Origin of the sequence: Brachybacterium halotolerans subsp. kimchii, assembly GCF_020792675.1 — a bacterium.
Taxonomy (GTDB): domain Bacteria; phylum Actinomycetota; class Actinomycetes; order Actinomycetales; family Dermabacteraceae; genus Brachybacterium; species Brachybacterium halotolerans.
This window is the reverse complement of sequence record NZ_CP086254.1, coordinates 1,103,619-1,117,469: the sequence shown is the minus strand read 5'-3', so window position 1 is coordinate 1,117,469 and position 13,851 is coordinate 1,103,619. Positions and strand designations below refer to the sequence as shown.

13 protein-coding genes are annotated in these 13,851 nt (G+C 73.2%); 9 read left to right on the top strand and 4 right to left on the bottom strand.

Going from position 1 to position 13,851, the window contains the following annotated elements:
• Window positions 1-44: 44 nt before the first annotated feature.
• Window positions 45-662, bottom strand: coding sequence for a class I SAM-dependent methyltransferase (locus Bra3105_RS04995; RefSeq protein WP_228358852.1), 618 nt, complete (start codon window positions 660-662; stop codon window positions 45-47).
• 96 nt (window positions 663-758) lie between these two features.
• Here Bra3105_RS04995 and hflX point away from each other — a divergent pair, with 96 nt between their 5' ends.
• Both hflX and Bra3105_RS04985 read left to right on the top strand, forming a co-directional pair.
• Complete coding sequence (gene hflX / locus Bra3105_RS04990) at window positions 759-2,363, top strand: GTPase HflX (RefSeq protein ID WP_228358851.1); 1,605 nt, start codon at window positions 759-761, stop codon at window positions 2,361-2,363.
• A 176-nt stretch (window positions 2,364-2,539) separates the two neighbouring features.
• Window positions 2,540-4,510: an ATP-dependent DNA helicase gene (locus Bra3105_RS04985; protein WP_228359604.1), complete on the top strand. Its 1,971-nt coding sequence runs from the start codon at window positions 2,540-2,542 to the stop codon at window positions 4,508-4,510.
• A gap of 21 nt (window positions 4,511-4,531) precedes the next feature.
• Here Bra3105_RS04985 and lexA read toward each other — a convergent pair whose 3' ends face one another.
• Window positions 4,532-5,212, bottom strand: a complete 681-nt coding sequence (gene lexA, locus Bra3105_RS04980; RefSeq protein ID WP_228358850.1) for a transcriptional repressor LexA — start codon at window positions 5,210-5,212, stop codon at window positions 4,532-4,534.
• 179 nt (window positions 5,213-5,391) lie between these two features.
• On the opposite strand from lexA, the gene Bra3105_RS04975 reads away from it, so the two are divergent.
• Window positions 5,392-5,763: a LysM peptidoglycan-binding domain-containing protein gene (locus Bra3105_RS04975; protein WP_228358849.1), complete on the top strand. Its 372-nt coding sequence runs from the start codon at window positions 5,392-5,394 to the stop codon at window positions 5,761-5,763.
• A 90-nt stretch (window positions 5,764-5,853) separates the two neighbouring features.
• Window positions 5,854-6,327, top strand: a complete 474-nt coding sequence (gene nrdR, locus Bra3105_RS04970) for a transcriptional regulator NrdR (protein ID WP_228358848.1) — start codon at window positions 5,854-5,856, stop codon at window positions 6,325-6,327.
• A 186-nt stretch (window positions 6,328-6,513) separates the two neighbouring features.
• Here the strand turns inward: nrdR and Bra3105_RS04965 are convergent, their stop codons facing one another.
• Window positions 6,514-8,829, bottom strand: coding sequence for a HelD family protein (locus tag Bra3105_RS04965; RefSeq protein ID WP_228358847.1), 2,316 nt, complete (start codon window positions 8,827-8,829; stop codon window positions 6,514-6,516).
• A 145-nt stretch (window positions 8,830-8,974) separates the two neighbouring features.
• Between Bra3105_RS04965 and Bra3105_RS04960 the strand changes: the two genes are divergently transcribed.
• Together Bra3105_RS04960 and Bra3105_RS04955 are read left to right on the top strand one after the other, a co-directional pair.
• On the top strand, window positions 8,975-9,934 hold the full coding sequence (locus Bra3105_RS04960; RefSeq protein ID WP_228358846.1) for a PAC2 family protein: 960 nt from the start codon (window positions 8,975-8,977) through the stop codon (window positions 9,932-9,934).
• Between the two features lie 106 nt (window positions 9,935-10,040).
• Window positions 10,041-10,256, top strand: coding sequence for a cold-shock protein (locus Bra3105_RS04955; RefSeq protein WP_228358845.1), 216 nt, complete (start codon window positions 10,041-10,043; stop codon window positions 10,254-10,256).
• A gap of 39 nt (window positions 10,257-10,295) precedes the next feature.
• Here Bra3105_RS04955 and Bra3105_RS04950 read toward each other — a convergent pair whose 3' ends face one another.
• On the bottom strand, window positions 10,296-11,189 hold the full coding sequence (locus Bra3105_RS04950) for a spermidine synthase (protein WP_228358844.1): 894 nt from the start codon (window positions 11,187-11,189) through the stop codon (window positions 10,296-10,298).
• 159 nt (window positions 11,190-11,348) lie between these two features.
• On the opposite strand from Bra3105_RS04950, the gene Bra3105_RS04945 reads away from it, so the two are divergent.
• From Bra3105_RS04945 to Bra3105_RS04935, 3 genes are all read left to right on the top strand, one after another.
• Entirely contained in the window at window positions 11,349-11,780 is a 432-nt protein-coding gene (locus Bra3105_RS04945; RefSeq protein WP_228358843.1) for a hypothetical protein, read from the top strand.
• A gap of 115 nt (window positions 11,781-11,895) precedes the next feature.
• Window positions 11,896-13,131, top strand: a complete 1,236-nt coding sequence (gene dinB / locus Bra3105_RS04940; RefSeq protein ID WP_228358842.1) for a DNA polymerase IV — start codon at window positions 11,896-11,898, stop codon at window positions 13,129-13,131.
• Between the two features lie 146 nt (window positions 13,132-13,277).
• Window positions 13,278-13,676, top strand: a complete 399-nt coding sequence (locus tag Bra3105_RS04935) for an SCO2097 family morphological protein (RefSeq protein ID WP_200501129.1) — start codon at window positions 13,278-13,280, stop codon at window positions 13,674-13,676.
• Window positions 13,677-13,851 lie beyond the last annotated feature (175 nt).

The window sequence follows — 13,851 nt, the reverse complement described above, 5'->3', positions numbered from 1 at the left end:
GTCGGATCGCGCGCCGTGCTCGCATGCGCCCGGGAGGGGCGCGCTCAGGACCCCGCGAGCGGTCCTACCTCGAGGATCCGGAAGCCCTTCGCGCTCGCGACCTTCTGCACCGTGCGACCCGGCAGCTGCTCGTCCAGCCATGCGGCCAGGGGATCCGCGCCGAGGTTCCTGCCGACCACGAGGCCGGCGGTCCCCTGCGCGGAGAGGCGTCCGCACCAGCGCAGCAGGAGATCGTGCAGCTCCTGCTTGCCGATCCGGATGGGCGGGTTCGACCAGATGGTGTCGAACAGCAGGTCGGAGGGGACGTCGTCGGGTGCGGCGACGCGCACCCGCAGGCCCAGCCGCTCGGCGTTCTCCGCGGTGATCTCGCGGGCGCGCTCGGAGACGTCGACCGCCCAGACGTCTGCGTCCGGGTGGAGCAGCGCGGCGCTGAGCGCGATCGGCCCCCACCCGCAGCCCAGATCCAGCATCCGCGCCCCGGACGGCACCGGGGCGAGCGTGTCCAGACGGTCCAGGAGCACCGCGGTCGCCTTGTCCAGCCCGCGTGCGGAGAACACCGCGCGGGAGCTGACGAGGTCCCTCTCGGCGCCCGCGAGCCGCGCGGTCAGCGGCAGGCGGGAGGCGTCGGTCGCGCTGGTGGGGGAGAAGTAGTGCTCGGACACGGACACAGCGTACGCATCCGCCGCGCCGGGACCGCGTCGGCCGATGCGCCCTGGGCATAAATCTCTCGCCCCGCGCGCCGCGCCGTGGGATTCTTGATGCTCACGATCCGCCCCGGCGGATCCCCGCAGCACCCGCCCGACGCACCCCACAGGAAGAAGGCCGCCACCGTGCCGATCGCTTTTCACCCGGACTCCGAGAACGCCCCCGCGCAGGAGCACGGCGGCGAGGAGGTCGCCGGAGCGGACGAGCGCACGAGCAGCGACCCCCTGACCCGTCGGATCCTCGCGCGCGGCGACGCCTCCGTCTCCGCCGTCACCTACGCCTCGGACACCGACGGCGAGCAGCTCGACCTCGCCGACCGCCGCGCCCTGCGCCGCGTCGCGGGCATCCGCACGGACATCGAGGACGTCACCGAGGTCGAGTACCGCCAGCTGCGCCTCGAGCGCGTGGTCCTCGCCGGCATCTACACCTCCGGCAACTCCGATGACGCCGAGAACAGCCTGCGGGAGCTCGCCGCGCTCGCCGAGACCGCCGGCTCCGAGGTGCTCGACGGCGTCATGCAGCGCCGCCAGCACCCCGACCCCGCGACCTTCCTGGGCAAGGGCAAGGCCGCGGAGCTCGCCGAGATCGTCGCCGAGACCGGTGCGGACACCGTCGTGGCCGACGGCGAGCTCGCGCCCAGCCAGCGCCGCGCCCTCGAGGACATCGTCAAGGTCAAGGTCGTCGACCGCACCGCGCTGATCCTCGACATCTTCGCCCAGCACGCCAAGTCCCGCGAGGGCAAGGCGCAGGTCGAGCTCGCGCAGCTCGAGTACCTGCTGCCGCGCCTGCGCGGCTGGGGCGAGTCCATGTCCCGTCAGGCCGGCGGGCGCGTCGCCGCGGGCGGCGCCGGCATGGGCTCGCGCGGACCCGGCGAGACGAAGATCGAGCTCGACCGCCGTCGCATCCGCACGCGGATGTCCAAGCTGCGCCGCGAGATCAGGGACATGGCCCCGAGCCGCGAGGCCAAGCGCGCCGACCGCAACCGCCGCGAGGTGCCCGCCGTCGCGATCGCCGGCTACACCAACGCCGGGAAGTCCTCGCTGCTGAACCGGCTCACGAGCGCCGGCGTCCTCGTGGAGAACGCCCTGTTCGCGACCTTGGACCCGACGGTCCGACGGGCTCAGACGCCCGACGGCCGCGAGTTCACCTACGCCGACACCGTGGGCTTCGTGCGACACCTGCCCACGGAGCTCGTCGAGGCGTTCCGCTCCACCCTCGAGGAGGTCGGCGACGCCGACCTGCTGCTCCACGTGGTGGATGCCTCGCATCCTGATCCCGAGGGCCAGATCCGGGCGGTGCGCGGTGTGCTCGCCGACATCGACGGCTTCGACGTCCCCGAGATCATCGTGCTGAACAAGGCCGACATCGCGTCGCCCGAGACGATCGCGCGCCTGCGCAGCCTGGCAGGGGAGTCCGCCGTGGTCTCCGCGCGCACGGGCGAGGGGGTCGACGAACTGCGCGACCTCATCGCCGAGCGCCTCCCGCGGCCGGCCGTCGAGATCGACACGGTCGTGCCGTACACGCGCGGCGACCTCGTCTCGCGCGCCCACTCGACCGGCGAGATCCTCGGCGAGGAGCACCTGCCCGAGGGCACGCGCCTGCACGCCCGGGTCGACTCCGCGCTCGCCGCGGAGATCCGGTCGCTCGTCGACGCCTGAGGCGCTGTGCCTGAGGGGCCGCTCCCGAGCATCGGCCCCTCCCCGGCCGACGTGACGCGTCACCTCCGCGGGCCCCGACGCGCCTCGGCGATGCGCGCACGGCCCGCGGCTAGGGTGGGCCGGTGCCTGCCGCCCCTGAAGCCTCCGCGTCGCCGATCGCCGATCTCGACGTGCTCATGGACGCCGCCGTGGAGGGACTGGAGGGGACGCGCCGCGAGGGCCAGACCCGGATGGCGAACGCGGTCGACACGGCCCTCGAGGGACAGCGTCACCTGCTGGTCCAGGCCGGCACCGGCACGGGTAAATCCCTCGCGTACCTCGTGCCCGCACTGCGCCACGCGGTCGTGACGGGACGGCCGGTCGTGATCTCCACGGCGACCATCGCCCTGCAGTCGCAGATCGTGCGCAAGGACCTCCCGCGCATCGTCGAGGCGCTCGCCCCGCACCTCCCGCGCACCCCCACCTTCTCCCTGCTCAAGGGGCGCGGGAACTACCTGTGCCTGCACAAGATCGACGGCGGCTACCCGAGCGACATCGACCCCGGGGCGCTCTTCTCCCAGACCGCCGCCGATCCCGCGAGCGGCTCCTCCGAACGCCTCGGGGAGCAGGTGAAGCGGCTGCGCGAGTGGTCTGCGCTCACCGACACCGGCGACCGCGACGATCTGGACATGCCCGTCTCCGACCGCGCCTGGCACCAGGTCTCGGTGACCGGCTCGCAGTGCCTGGGAGGGCACTGCCCGCTCGTGGACCAGTGCTTCGCCGAGCGCAACCGCGCCGTCGCCCGCGAGGTCGACCTCGTGGTCACCAATCACGCGCTGCTCGCGATCGACTCCTTCGACAACCACGGCATCATCCCCGACCACGACGCCGTGGTCTTCGACGAGGCGCACGAGCTCACCGCTCGCGTGACGAGCGCCGTCACCGACCAGCTGACCGTGGGCATGGTGCGCGGAGCCGTGCGCGAGCTGCGCGGTCTCGGCGTCGCCGCGACCGCGCTCGACGACGCCGGCGAGGAGCTGAACACGGTCCTGCCCGAGCTGCCCGACGGACGCGTCATGGGCGCCCTGCCCGCAGCCGCCACCGACGCCCTCACGCACCTGCGCACGGAGGCGCGCGGCGCGCACGCCGACGCCAAGGACGCGGGCGGCGACGCACCGACCGCGGCCGGCGCCCGCAAGGCGGTGCGCGCGAACCTGCAGGAGATCGTCGATGTCTGCGAGCGTCTCACCGCGCCCGACGAGGACGATGTCGTCTCGGTCTCCCACTCCGAGCGCACCGGCCGCTCGAGCCTCCAGGTCGCCCCGCTCGACGTCGCGGGCGCCATGCGCGGACGCATCCTCGAGGACACCACCGCCGTGCTCACCTCCGCGACGCTCGCCCTCGGCGGACGCTTCGAGCCGTCCGCCCGCGCCATCGGACTGGGCTCGCGCCGACGCATGGACGCCGAGGACGTCCCCCCGCTCGAGGACCGCAGCGCGTGGGCGGGGATCGACGTGGGCAGCCCCTTCGACTATCGCCGCCAGGGGATCCTCTACGTCGCCTCCCACCTGCCCGCGCCCGGCCGTGAGGGCCCGTCGCTCGCGATGCTCGACCACCTCACCGAGCTCGTCGAGGCCTCGCACGGCGGGGCGCTCTGCCTGTTCTCCTCGCGGCGAGGAGCGGAGGCCGCCGCCGAGCACGTGCGCGCGCGACTCGACCTGCCGATCGGCCTGCAGGGGGAGGACTCCCTGCCCCGGCTCGTCGAGCAGTTCCGCGGCGACGACACCGCGAGCCTGTTCGGGACCATCGGCCTGTGGCAGGGCGTGGACGTGCAGGGACGCACCTGCCGCCTGGTGACCATCGACCGTCTGCCGTTCCCGCGCCCCGACGATCCGCTGACCTCCGCGCGCTCCGAGCGGGCGGACGCGGAGGGCGGCAGCGGCTTCATGCAGGTCTCGGTGCGCCACGCCTCGCTGCTGCTCGCGCAGGGGGCAGGGCGACTGATCCGCTCGCACGAGGACCGCGGCATGGTCGCGGTGCTCGACCCGCGTCTGCGCACCAAGCGCTACGGGGCCGTGCTGCGCGAGGCGATGCCGCCGCTGTGGCCCACGCAGGATCCCGAGGTCGCCCTCGCCGCCCTCGGACGACTGGCCCGCGCGGGGGAGTGAGCGCGGGGCGATGGGCGCGCGTCAGACGGCGCGCAGCACCGCCACGACCTTGCCGAGGATCTCGGCGTGGTCGCCCAGGATCGGGGCGAACGCGGGGTTGTGCGGCATCAGCCAGACGTGGCCGTCGCTCTGGGCGAAGGTCTTGACCGTCGCCTCCCCGTCGATCATCGCCGCCACGATCTCGCCCTTCTGCGCGACCGGCTGCGAGCGCACGACGACCCAGTCGCCGTCGCAGATCGCGGCGTCGACCATCGAGTCACCGACGACCTGCAGCAGGAACAGCTCCCCGTCGCCCACGAGCTGCTGGGGGAGGGTGAAGACGTCCTCCACCTGCTCCTCGGCGGTGATCGGGATGCCGGCGGCGATCCGGCCGACGAGCGGCACGCTCACCGATGCGGAGGCCGCGGCGGCGCCGATCGCCTCGACGGGCGCGAGGGTCGGCTCGCCGGCGTCATCGGGCAGCACCACCTCGAGCGCGCGCGGGCGCTTCGGATCGCGGCGAAGGAAGCCCTTGCGCTCGAGCGCCTGGAGCTGATGGGAGACGGAGGAGGGGGAGGTGAGGCCGACGGCATCGCCGATCTCGCGCATGGTCGGCGGGTAGCCGTGGCGCTCGATGGCGGCGGTGATCGTCTCGAGGATCCGTCGCTGGCGCGCGGTGAGGCCGTCGTCGGTCAGGTCGGGACCAGAGGTCGTCGGGGTCATCTGCGCGGCTCCTCGCTTCGTCTGTCCCACCCCTGCGATTCAGTGGGACTCGTCGCCCAGCCTAGGCGTCGGGCGGCTTGATTCCAAACATGTGTTCGAGGAAGGTCTTGCGTGTCGCGCACGACGGGCCTACAGTCGTACACGTATTCGATCGAACAGGAGTTCGGACAATGGCCACCATGCTTCCCCTCCCCACCTCTTCGGCCCACGCCGAGCAGGCCTCTGCTCGCAAGGGTGTTCGACTGCAGCTCACCCGTCGCGGCCGCATCCTGCTGGCCGCCATCGCGTTCCTCGCGGGGATCCTCGTCGCCCTGCTGGGCGTCCTCGTCCTCGGCGTCCCCTCCGCCTTCGCGGGCGATCCGCAGGAGCCGGTCACCGTGACCGTGCAGGCGGGGGACACCCTCAGCGACTACGCCGAGCAGTACGCGCCCGCCGGGGAGGACCCGCAGGACTTCGTGCGCGAGATGCGTTCGCTCAACGGCCTCTCGAGCCCCCGCATCACCGAGGGGCAGTCGCTCGAGCTCCCCGAGGGCAGCGTCGACGCCGCCTGAGTCGGCGCCCCCTGATCCGTCAGGGGCAGTGCGACGGGAGCCTCATGGCTCCGCTCTCCGCCCCGCGGTGCGCCCGGTAGGCTGGAGGACGTGCACTGCCCGTTCTGCCGCCACCCCGATTCGCGCGTCGTCGACTCGCGCACTGCCGACGACGGCGCCTCGATCCGGCGTCGCCGCCAGTGCCCGAACTGCTCGCGGCGCTTCTCCACGATCGAGACGGCATCCCTCTCGGTCGTCAAGCGCTCGGGAGTCAGCGAGGCGTTCAGTCGCTCCAAGGTGATCTCGGGAGTGCGCAAGGCCTGCCAGGGCCGTCCGGTCAGCGACGACCAGCTCGCTGTCCTCGCCCAGCGCGTCGAGGAGACCATCCGCCAGAGCGGCCAGGCCGAGGTCGACGCCCACGCCGTGGGCCTCGCGATCCTCCAGCCCCTGCGCGAGCTCGACGTCGTCGCGTACCTCCGGTTCGCGAGCGTCTACCAGGACTTCGACTCCCTCGACGACTTCGAGTCCGCGATCTCGGAGCTGCGTCAGGACGCGTCCGCCGGCAGCGGAGGCGCGGCGTCCTGAGTCGCGGAGCGGCCCGTCGGCCCTCGATACGAGGCCTGCGAGCCGCGGGAATCGTGGGGGATCCGTGTCGATCGGTGGAAAACGGTCCGAAGCACGGCCGTCATGCCCTTAAGATGTTCAGGGTGCGCCCAGCGGGCGCGCCGCCGACCGGCGGTCGTGGAGGGGAAGCCACGGCCGCCGGTCTTCTCATGTCCGGGGTGAGGAATCGACCGCGGGGCCGGTGAGACCCGCCGGGAGCTCCCGAGCGTGCACCACGTCCAGGCGCTGGGTCGCACGGGTCATCGCGACATAGAGGTCGCCGGCGCCGCCCTCGGAATCGGCGAGGATCTCCGCGGGCTCCACGAGGACCACCCCGTCGAACTCGAGGCCCTTGGCGTCCTGCGGGGTCATCACGGCGATCGGGTCGTCGATGCCGCGGCTCCCGGTGCCGATGCGGCCCAGTTCGTCCCGTGCCCGCAGCGCGCGCACGACATCCTCGAGCAGCCGTCCCGGAGTGAGGACGACGAGGCGCCCGATCGCCTGGGCCTGCTGCGCGGCGACGGCGTCGGCCACGGCGTCCGGCAGTCCCGCGCCGTCGGCCGAGTGCAGCAGTACCGGCCAGTCGCCCTCGCGCACCGAGGTGACCTCGGTGATCGGGAGATCGCGTGACTCGGCCACGGCCTGCGCCACGTCCATGATGCGACGCGGCGTGCGGTAGTTGACGCTCAGCGGCTCGACCTCGAGACGATCCTCGACGTACGGGGCGAGCGCGCGCTCCCACGAGGAGGTCCCCGCCGACGACGAGGTCTGCGCGACGTCGCCGACGATCGTGAACGACTTCGAGGGGCAGCGGCGCATGAGCGTGCGCCACATCATCGCCGAGAGCTCCTGCGCCTCGTCCACGACCACGTGCCCGTAGGTCCAGCTGCGGTCCTCCGCGGCCCGCTCTGCGAGCGTGCGGCCGTCGGAGGCGCGGTCCATGCGGTCCGCGAGGTCCTCGTCGCGCACGATCCCCGAGGTGTCGATGTTCTCGATGACCTCGCGCGCATAGCTGAGATCGGCCTCGCGGCGTCGGCGGGAGCGCTCGGCGTCCGCCTGCTGGGCCTGGTCGTCCTCGCCCAGCAGCTCCGCGACCTCGTCGAGCAGGGGCACGTCCTCGATCGTCCACGGCGCGTCCTTGGAGCGCACGAGAAGGTCGAGATCCGCTCCGGCGAGGGAGCGCGGGGCGGCCGCGCGCAGCCGCTCGGGATGCGCGAACAGGACCCTCAGGAACGACTCCGGGGTGTACGGCAGCCACGCCAGGTTCAGCGCGCGGCGCACCTCGGGGTCACGGCGAAGGTCGTCGAGGTATCCCGGTCTGTCCTCCGGGATCACCGTGGTCCCGCGGCGGGAGAGCTCCGCCTCGTACCGCTGGACCAGCCGGTCCAGGGCCGCGCGCACGAAGACGGCGCGCGCGGCGTTGTGCGGCTTGTGCGTCGAGCGGGCCTCGCGGCGGGCATCGGCCAGGATCTTCCGGGTGATCCTGAGGGGCGTGCCGTCGATCGACAGCTCGAGATCCCGCTCCGGCACCAGCTGACGCTGCTTCACCGCGCGCGAGAGCAGCTCGGCCATCGCGCCCGCGCCCTTGAGGCGCGCGACCTCGGGCGCTTCGTGCAGCGTCGTCTCTACACCGGGGAAGAGCCCGCCCGGGGTCGACATCACCACGCCGGACTCGCCGAGGCTCGGCAGCACGCGCTCGATGTAGCGCAGGAAGCCGCGCGTGGGAGCGACGATCAGCACGCCCGAGTGCTCGAGGCGGCGGCGATGGGTGTAGAGCAGGTAGGCGGCGCGGTGCAGGGCGACGGCGGTCTTGCCGGTTCCCGGGCCGCCCTGGACGACCATCACCCCGCGGTTCGCGGAGCGGATGATGCGGTCCTGCTCCGCCTGGATGGTGGCGACGATGTCGCCCATGCGCCCGGTGCGCTGCGAGGATACGGCGGCCAGGAGCGCGCCCTCGCCCTGCAGCACGACCTCCTCGCCTCCCGCGCCCTGCGCGAGCATGGACTGGTCGAGCACGTCGTCCTCGAGTCCGACGACGGCGCGCCCCTGGGAGATGAGGTGGCGGCGCAGACGCACGCCCAGCCGCTCGAGGCTGGTCGCCTGGTAGTAGGCGGCCGCGGCCGGGGCGCGCCAGTCCACGAGGAGCTGCTCGCGCTCGGGGGTGAACAGGCCGATGCGGCCGATGTAGTGGCGCTCGCCCTCGTCCGTGTCGAGCCGGCCGAACACGACGCTCGAGCTCACCGTGCGCAGCAGCGCGAGCCGGTCCTCGTACAGCGCCATGAACGCGTCCCGCTCGGAGCGGTTCTGATGCGTCGCCGCGTCCTGCGATCCCTGGACCTCGTCCAGGCTGGTCTGGATCTGCGCCATCAGCTCGTCCACGCGCGCGTACAGGCGGTCCGCGTAGTCCTGCTCGAGGGCGATCTCTCGGGCGACGTGCGCCTCCTCGCTCGCTGGCGCATCTGGCCGGGGTTCTGCTGGCTCCACGGGGCGTCCTTCCGGTGGCCGCGCGCACGAGGGGGTGCCGCCCTGATCCTGTGCGCGCGATGACATGGCGATCCATTATGGTGGAACGCGTCGAACGCGGGGAAAAGCCCTGCTCGACGGCGACTGCGAGGAGCGAGGTGCATCGATGCGTGACCCCCGTGACCTCTACGCCTACGAGTCCGCGGATGTGATCGCCGCGGTTCCCCGCGGCCGCCTGACGCTCGTGCACGCACTCCCGGGTCTCGTGGACGCCGGCAACTCGTGCCGGATCGCCTCGACCTACCTCAAGGACTCCCTGCGCCACGTGCGGATCGTGACCTTCGACGTCGACGAGCTCGTGGACTACCGCGGCTCCCGCCCGCAGGCGGTCTTCGACGGCGCGGTGTACACCGAGGTCACCGTCCCCGAGATGTCCCTGTACCTCATGTACGACGAGGGCGACCGGCCGTTCCTCTACCTCGACGGCCCCGAGCCGGACCTGCAGTGGCGCCGCCTCAGCCAGGCCGTGATCGACCTCATCGAGTTCTTCGACGTCGAGAAGGTCGTGGGCATGAGCGCGATCCCCATGGCCATGCCGCACACGCGGCCGATCGCCATGATCACCCACGCCAACGACCCCGACCTGATCCCTGCGCACGAGCCCGAGCAGGGAGGGGAGATCGTGGTCCCGGCATCGTTCGGCGCGCTCCTCGAGCACGAGCTCGGCAAGGCCGGGCACCCTGCGATCGGCTACGCCGCGCAGATCCCGCACTACCTCACGCGCACCGACTTCCCGGCGGGCGCGCTCGCGCTGCTGCGCCGTGTCAGCGAGGGCGCCGGCCTGGACATCCCGCTGGTGGACCTGGGAGATCTCACCGAGGCCGCGGGCGCGGCGCTCGAGAGCACCCTCACCGACAACGAGGAGGTCCTCAGCATGGTCGCGGCCCTCGAGGAGCAGTACGACGCGCAGTCCACCGAGAGCGACGGCGTCTTCAGCACCACGATGGACCTGCCCACGGGCGAGGAGCTCGCCGACCGCTTCGAGCGCTTCCTCGCCGGCGAGGAGGACGACGGGACCGGCGGCGGATCGGGGCGGGGGCCCGGTTCCGGCCCCGAGGTCCCCTGAGGACGGGCCCGTCGGCCGCATCGGCGAGCCGCCGGGCGCCGGTCATCGCGCGCCCTCGGGGCACGCAGCAGAGCACCATCGCAGGACACAGGAAGTGACGCTTTCCATGGCAGAGAGCACCGTGCAGGGCACCGTGAAGTGGTTCAACGGAGAGAGGGGCTACGGCTTCATCGAGGTCGACGGGCCCGGGGCCGACGTCTTCGTGCACCACAGCCGCATCGACATGGACGGCTACCGCACGCTCACGGAGGGCCAGAGGGTCGAGGTCGACGTGGTGCCGGGCGAGAAGGGGCCGCAGGCCGAGCAGGTCCGCCCGCTCTGAGGTCCGGCCCTCCTCCCGGGAGGCTGCGGCCGCCGCGCATCAGCCCTGCGCAGCGCCCTCGAGCACCGTTCCCGGGGCGGCGATCCGCGCCGCGTCCTCCCCGGCGGCCAGTCGCACCGCCACCGGATCCGAGCGCAGCGCCCGGTCGAGCGAGGCGGGCAGCGGGACGTCGGAGGCGAGCAGCACGCAGTTCCCGCGCCGCCTGCCCTTGAGATGCGCCGGCTCGGCGATCGCGCCGACATGCGCGAACACGCTCGAGAGCGTGGTCAGCTCGTCGGCGAGAAGCCGCGATCCGGGGCGGGAGGCGCAGTTGGCCAGGTAGAGGCCGTCTGCGGTGAGCACGCGGCGGGCGTGTCGGGCGGCCGCGACCGAGGTGAGCGAGGACGGGGTGCGATCTCCCGCGAAGACGTCGCGGGTGAGCACGTCGAAGCGGTCCTTGCGCCAGTCCGCGAGGGCATGTGCGGCGTCGTCGACGCGGATCCTCAGCTGCGGGGAGCGGGGGAGGGAGAACCAGGTCCTGACGTGCTCGGCGAGGAGTGCGTCGAGCTCCACGACGATCTGGCGGGCGCGCGGCCAGTCATGGGCGAGGGTGCGGGGCAGCGCGCATCCGGCGCCGCCCAGATGCGCGACGGCGAGCTCGAGCCCGCGCCGCGGCGAGCCGTCGCCGTCCTTCCCGTCCCCGGCGCGCCTCTCGGCGGCCCAGCAGCGCATCGCCGTGCGCATCCACCGCATGTACTCGAAGACGAGGTGCTCCGGATCGGGATCCAGGTGCGAGGAGGGCACGCCGTTGACCAGGAGCAGCACCGATCCGTCGGACTCGACGACGAGCTCGGCGCTGCCGGTCGTGATGGGGATGGCCTCGCCGACGGGCCCGAGATCGGGGAACGGCGCCTCCGAGGAGCTGCGGCGACGGCCGCGGGGTGGTGGGGTCACCCGGACACTCTAGGGCCGGGAGGCGCGCGCACTGGTCTCTGCACGCGGGGGCGGTGCGGGCGGACCGCGCGCGGGCCGTCGGTCCTCCCCAGGTGCCCTGCGTCCACAGCACCGACGCTCCCGCGTCGGATGTCGGTGCCTCCGCCTAGCGTTCCCACCATGACCACGCACACAGCGGAGCTCGTCCACCTGGATCAGGATCTCGCCGCCCTCGAGAGGGCCGAGGCGATGCTCGCACGCGCCCAGGAGCTCGCCGGGACCGACCCGCGCGCCTCCTACGAGCTCGTGCACCGTGCGGCGCTGCGCATCGCGGGCGTCCTCGTCACGCGGGCGAACCGGACCCGTCGGCGCAAGCTGCCGCTGAACGTGTGGACGGCGCTGGACCGCATGGGCGGGGATCGCCGGCGCTGGGCGGAGGACGCCTCGCGCTTCGTGGTCGAGCGCGACCGCCTGGACCGCGACCAGCGCGCGACCCCGGATCCCGTCCTGCTGGCACTGCACCGCGAGGGGACCCGCGCACGCATCGCCCAGGTCCGCGAGGAGCTGCTGGCCTCCCTCGCCCCCTCGGAGGCAGTCGCGCTCGCCGGGTGAGGCCCCCGGCACGAGGGCTCCTCCGGGACCTCCGGGGCCTGCCCCGCGCCGATTACCATGGTGCGCTCCGGCCCGCACGCGCGGGCGCGGGGGAGGAGCATCGGAGGGAGCACGGATGTCGGGCACGGAGGACTGCACGATCCTGCACCTGGACATGGACGCCTTCTTCGCCTCCATCGAGATCCGCGACGATCCCGCCCTGCAGGGTCTGCCGGTCGTCGTCGGGGGTGCGGGCTCGCGCGGCGTCGTCGCCGCGGCGAGCTATCCGGCGCGCGAGCGCGGCATCCGCTCCGCCATGCCGATGGTCACCGCCCGCCGCCTCGCGCGCGACCTGGTCATCGTCCCGCCGCGGATCGACCGCTACCGCGAGGTCTCCGCGCAGGTCATGGATCTGCTCCGGGAGGTGACGCCCGCGATCGAGCAGATCAGCGTCGACGAGGCCTTCCTCGACATCTCCGGTGCCCGCCGCCTGTTCGGATCGCCCGAGCAGATCGCCCACCGCCTGCGCACCCGCATCCGCGAGGAGCTGGACCTGCCCAGCAGCGTCGGAGGGTCCGTGTCCCGGGCGGTCGCGAAGATCGCGTCCGCCCGTGCCAAGCCCGACGGCATGCTGATCGTCCCGTCCGAGCAGACCGCCGCCTTCCTCGCGCCGCTGCCCGTGGGCGTCATCTCGGGCGTCGGCCCCAAGGCGCAGCAGGCGCTCGAACGGCTCGGGGTGCGCACCGTCGGTCAGCTGCGCGACATCCCCGCGGGGACCCTGCGTCGCGCCGTCGGCCCCCAGGCCCCCATGATCGCGCGGCTCGCGGCGGGGGAGGACCGCACCGGTTTGGGCACGCGGGTGCGCGATCGCAGCGTCGGCACCGAACGCACCTACGAGGAGGACCTCGTGGACCCCGCCGAGGTGCGTCGCCGCCTCACCCTCATGGCCGACGAGGTGTCCCGCAGCCTGCGCCGCAGTCACCTCGCCGCGCGCGCCGTCTCCGTCAAGCTCCGTTCGCCGGACGGCACCACCATCACCCGATCGGCCACCATGGATCAGCCGACGGCGAGCGGCGAGCGTCTTCGCGAGCACGTGGTCGCCCTCTGGGAGAGGGAGGTGCCGCGCATGCCGGCGGTGCGCCTGGCCGGGGTGCGGGCCGAGCGCCTGCAGGAGACCAGCGCGCAGCCCGCCGCGGCCGAGCTCTCCGGCCGCGGAACCGGCTGGCAGGGACTGGAGAGCGCGATGGACCGCGCGCGCGACCGCTTCGGCTCGGGAAGCCTCTCCCGCGGATCGACCCTCCGCGCGCCGGACGCAGCGGGAGAGGACGGAGCCCAGCAGGAAGGTGCCCGGGGAGACGCGTCCGGGACGTGAGAGGGAGAGTGTCATGCGGTGGGCCGACGAGTTCCCATTCCCCGGCGGGCGGCAGTATCCTTAGGGGATCGACGATGGGGCTCGAGCCGCCCACGTCGATCGCGTTCAGCCGCAGGGAACACGGCACGGGACAAGGAGCCGGAACGATGCCGCTTTCGGAGCACGAGCAGAAGATGCTCGATGAGATGGAGCGTCAGCTCTTCGCCGACGATCCCCGGCTCGCCCGCGCCTTCCGCTCCGGCGCCCAGGACCGGCGCGACCGCCGCCGCATCGTCCTCGGCCTCGCCGGAGTCGTCGTCGGGCTCGGCGTCCTCGTCCTCGGGGTCTCCCTGAACTACATCTGGCTGGGCGTGCTGGCATTCCTGCTGATGCTCGCCGGAGCGGTCTACGCCGTGACCTCGCCGCGCAGCCGCCCTGGCGGTCCGGCCGCCGATCAGGGCGATGGGGGCGAGCAGCCCCGGCAGCCCGAGAACGGCGGCAGCGATTTCATGCGCCGCATGGAGGAGCGCTGGGAGAAGCGCTCGGGGGATGATCCCCGGGGCTGAACGCCCGCCCTCTCCACCGCGCCCCACCACCGCGTCACCACCCGCGACCCCGAGCCCTCGGCCCGGGGTCGTCGTCTGTCCGGGCCCTGTGCGGAGCTCCCCTCGGCGCTCCCCTCGGCGCTCCACCGCGCCCCCGCGCTGCGTGTGACCGCGCCTCGTCGCCGCGCGCCTCCAC

Bases quoted from the DNA above. Each gene is read 5' to 3' on its own strand.
- Bra3105_RS04935 (WP_200501129.1), top strand. From the start codon at position 13,278: ATGCCGCTTTCGGAGCACGAGCAGAAGATGCTCGATGAGATGGAGCGT.
- Bra3105_RS04955 (WP_228358845.1), top strand. From the start codon at position 10,041: ATGGCAGAGAGCACCGTGCAGGGCACCGTGAAGTGGTTCAACGGAGAG.
- dinB (WP_228358842.1), top strand. From the start codon at position 11,896: ATGTCGGGCACGGAGGACTGCACGATCCTGCACCTGGACATGGACGCC.
- Bra3105_RS04960 (WP_228358846.1), top strand. From the start codon at position 8,975: ATGCGTGACCCCCGTGACCTCTACGCCTACGAGTCCGCGGATGTGATC.
- lexA (WP_228358850.1), bottom strand. From the start codon at position 5,212: ATGACCCCGACGACCTCTGGTCCCGACCTGACCGACGACGGCCTCACC.
- Bra3105_RS04945 (WP_228358843.1), top strand. From the start codon at position 11,349: ATGACCACGCACACAGCGGAGCTCGTCCACCTGGATCAGGATCTCGCC.
- hflX (WP_228358851.1), top strand. From the start codon at position 759: ATGCTCACGATCCGCCCCGGCGGATCCCCGCAGCACCCGCCCGACGCA.
- Bra3105_RS04975 (WP_228358849.1), top strand. From the start codon at position 5,392: ATGCTTCCCCTCCCCACCTCTTCGGCCCACGCCGAGCAGGCCTCTGCT.
- Bra3105_RS04985 (WP_228359604.1), top strand. From the start codon at position 2,540: ATGGACGCCGCCGTGGAGGGACTGGAGGGGACGCGCCGCGAGGGCCAG.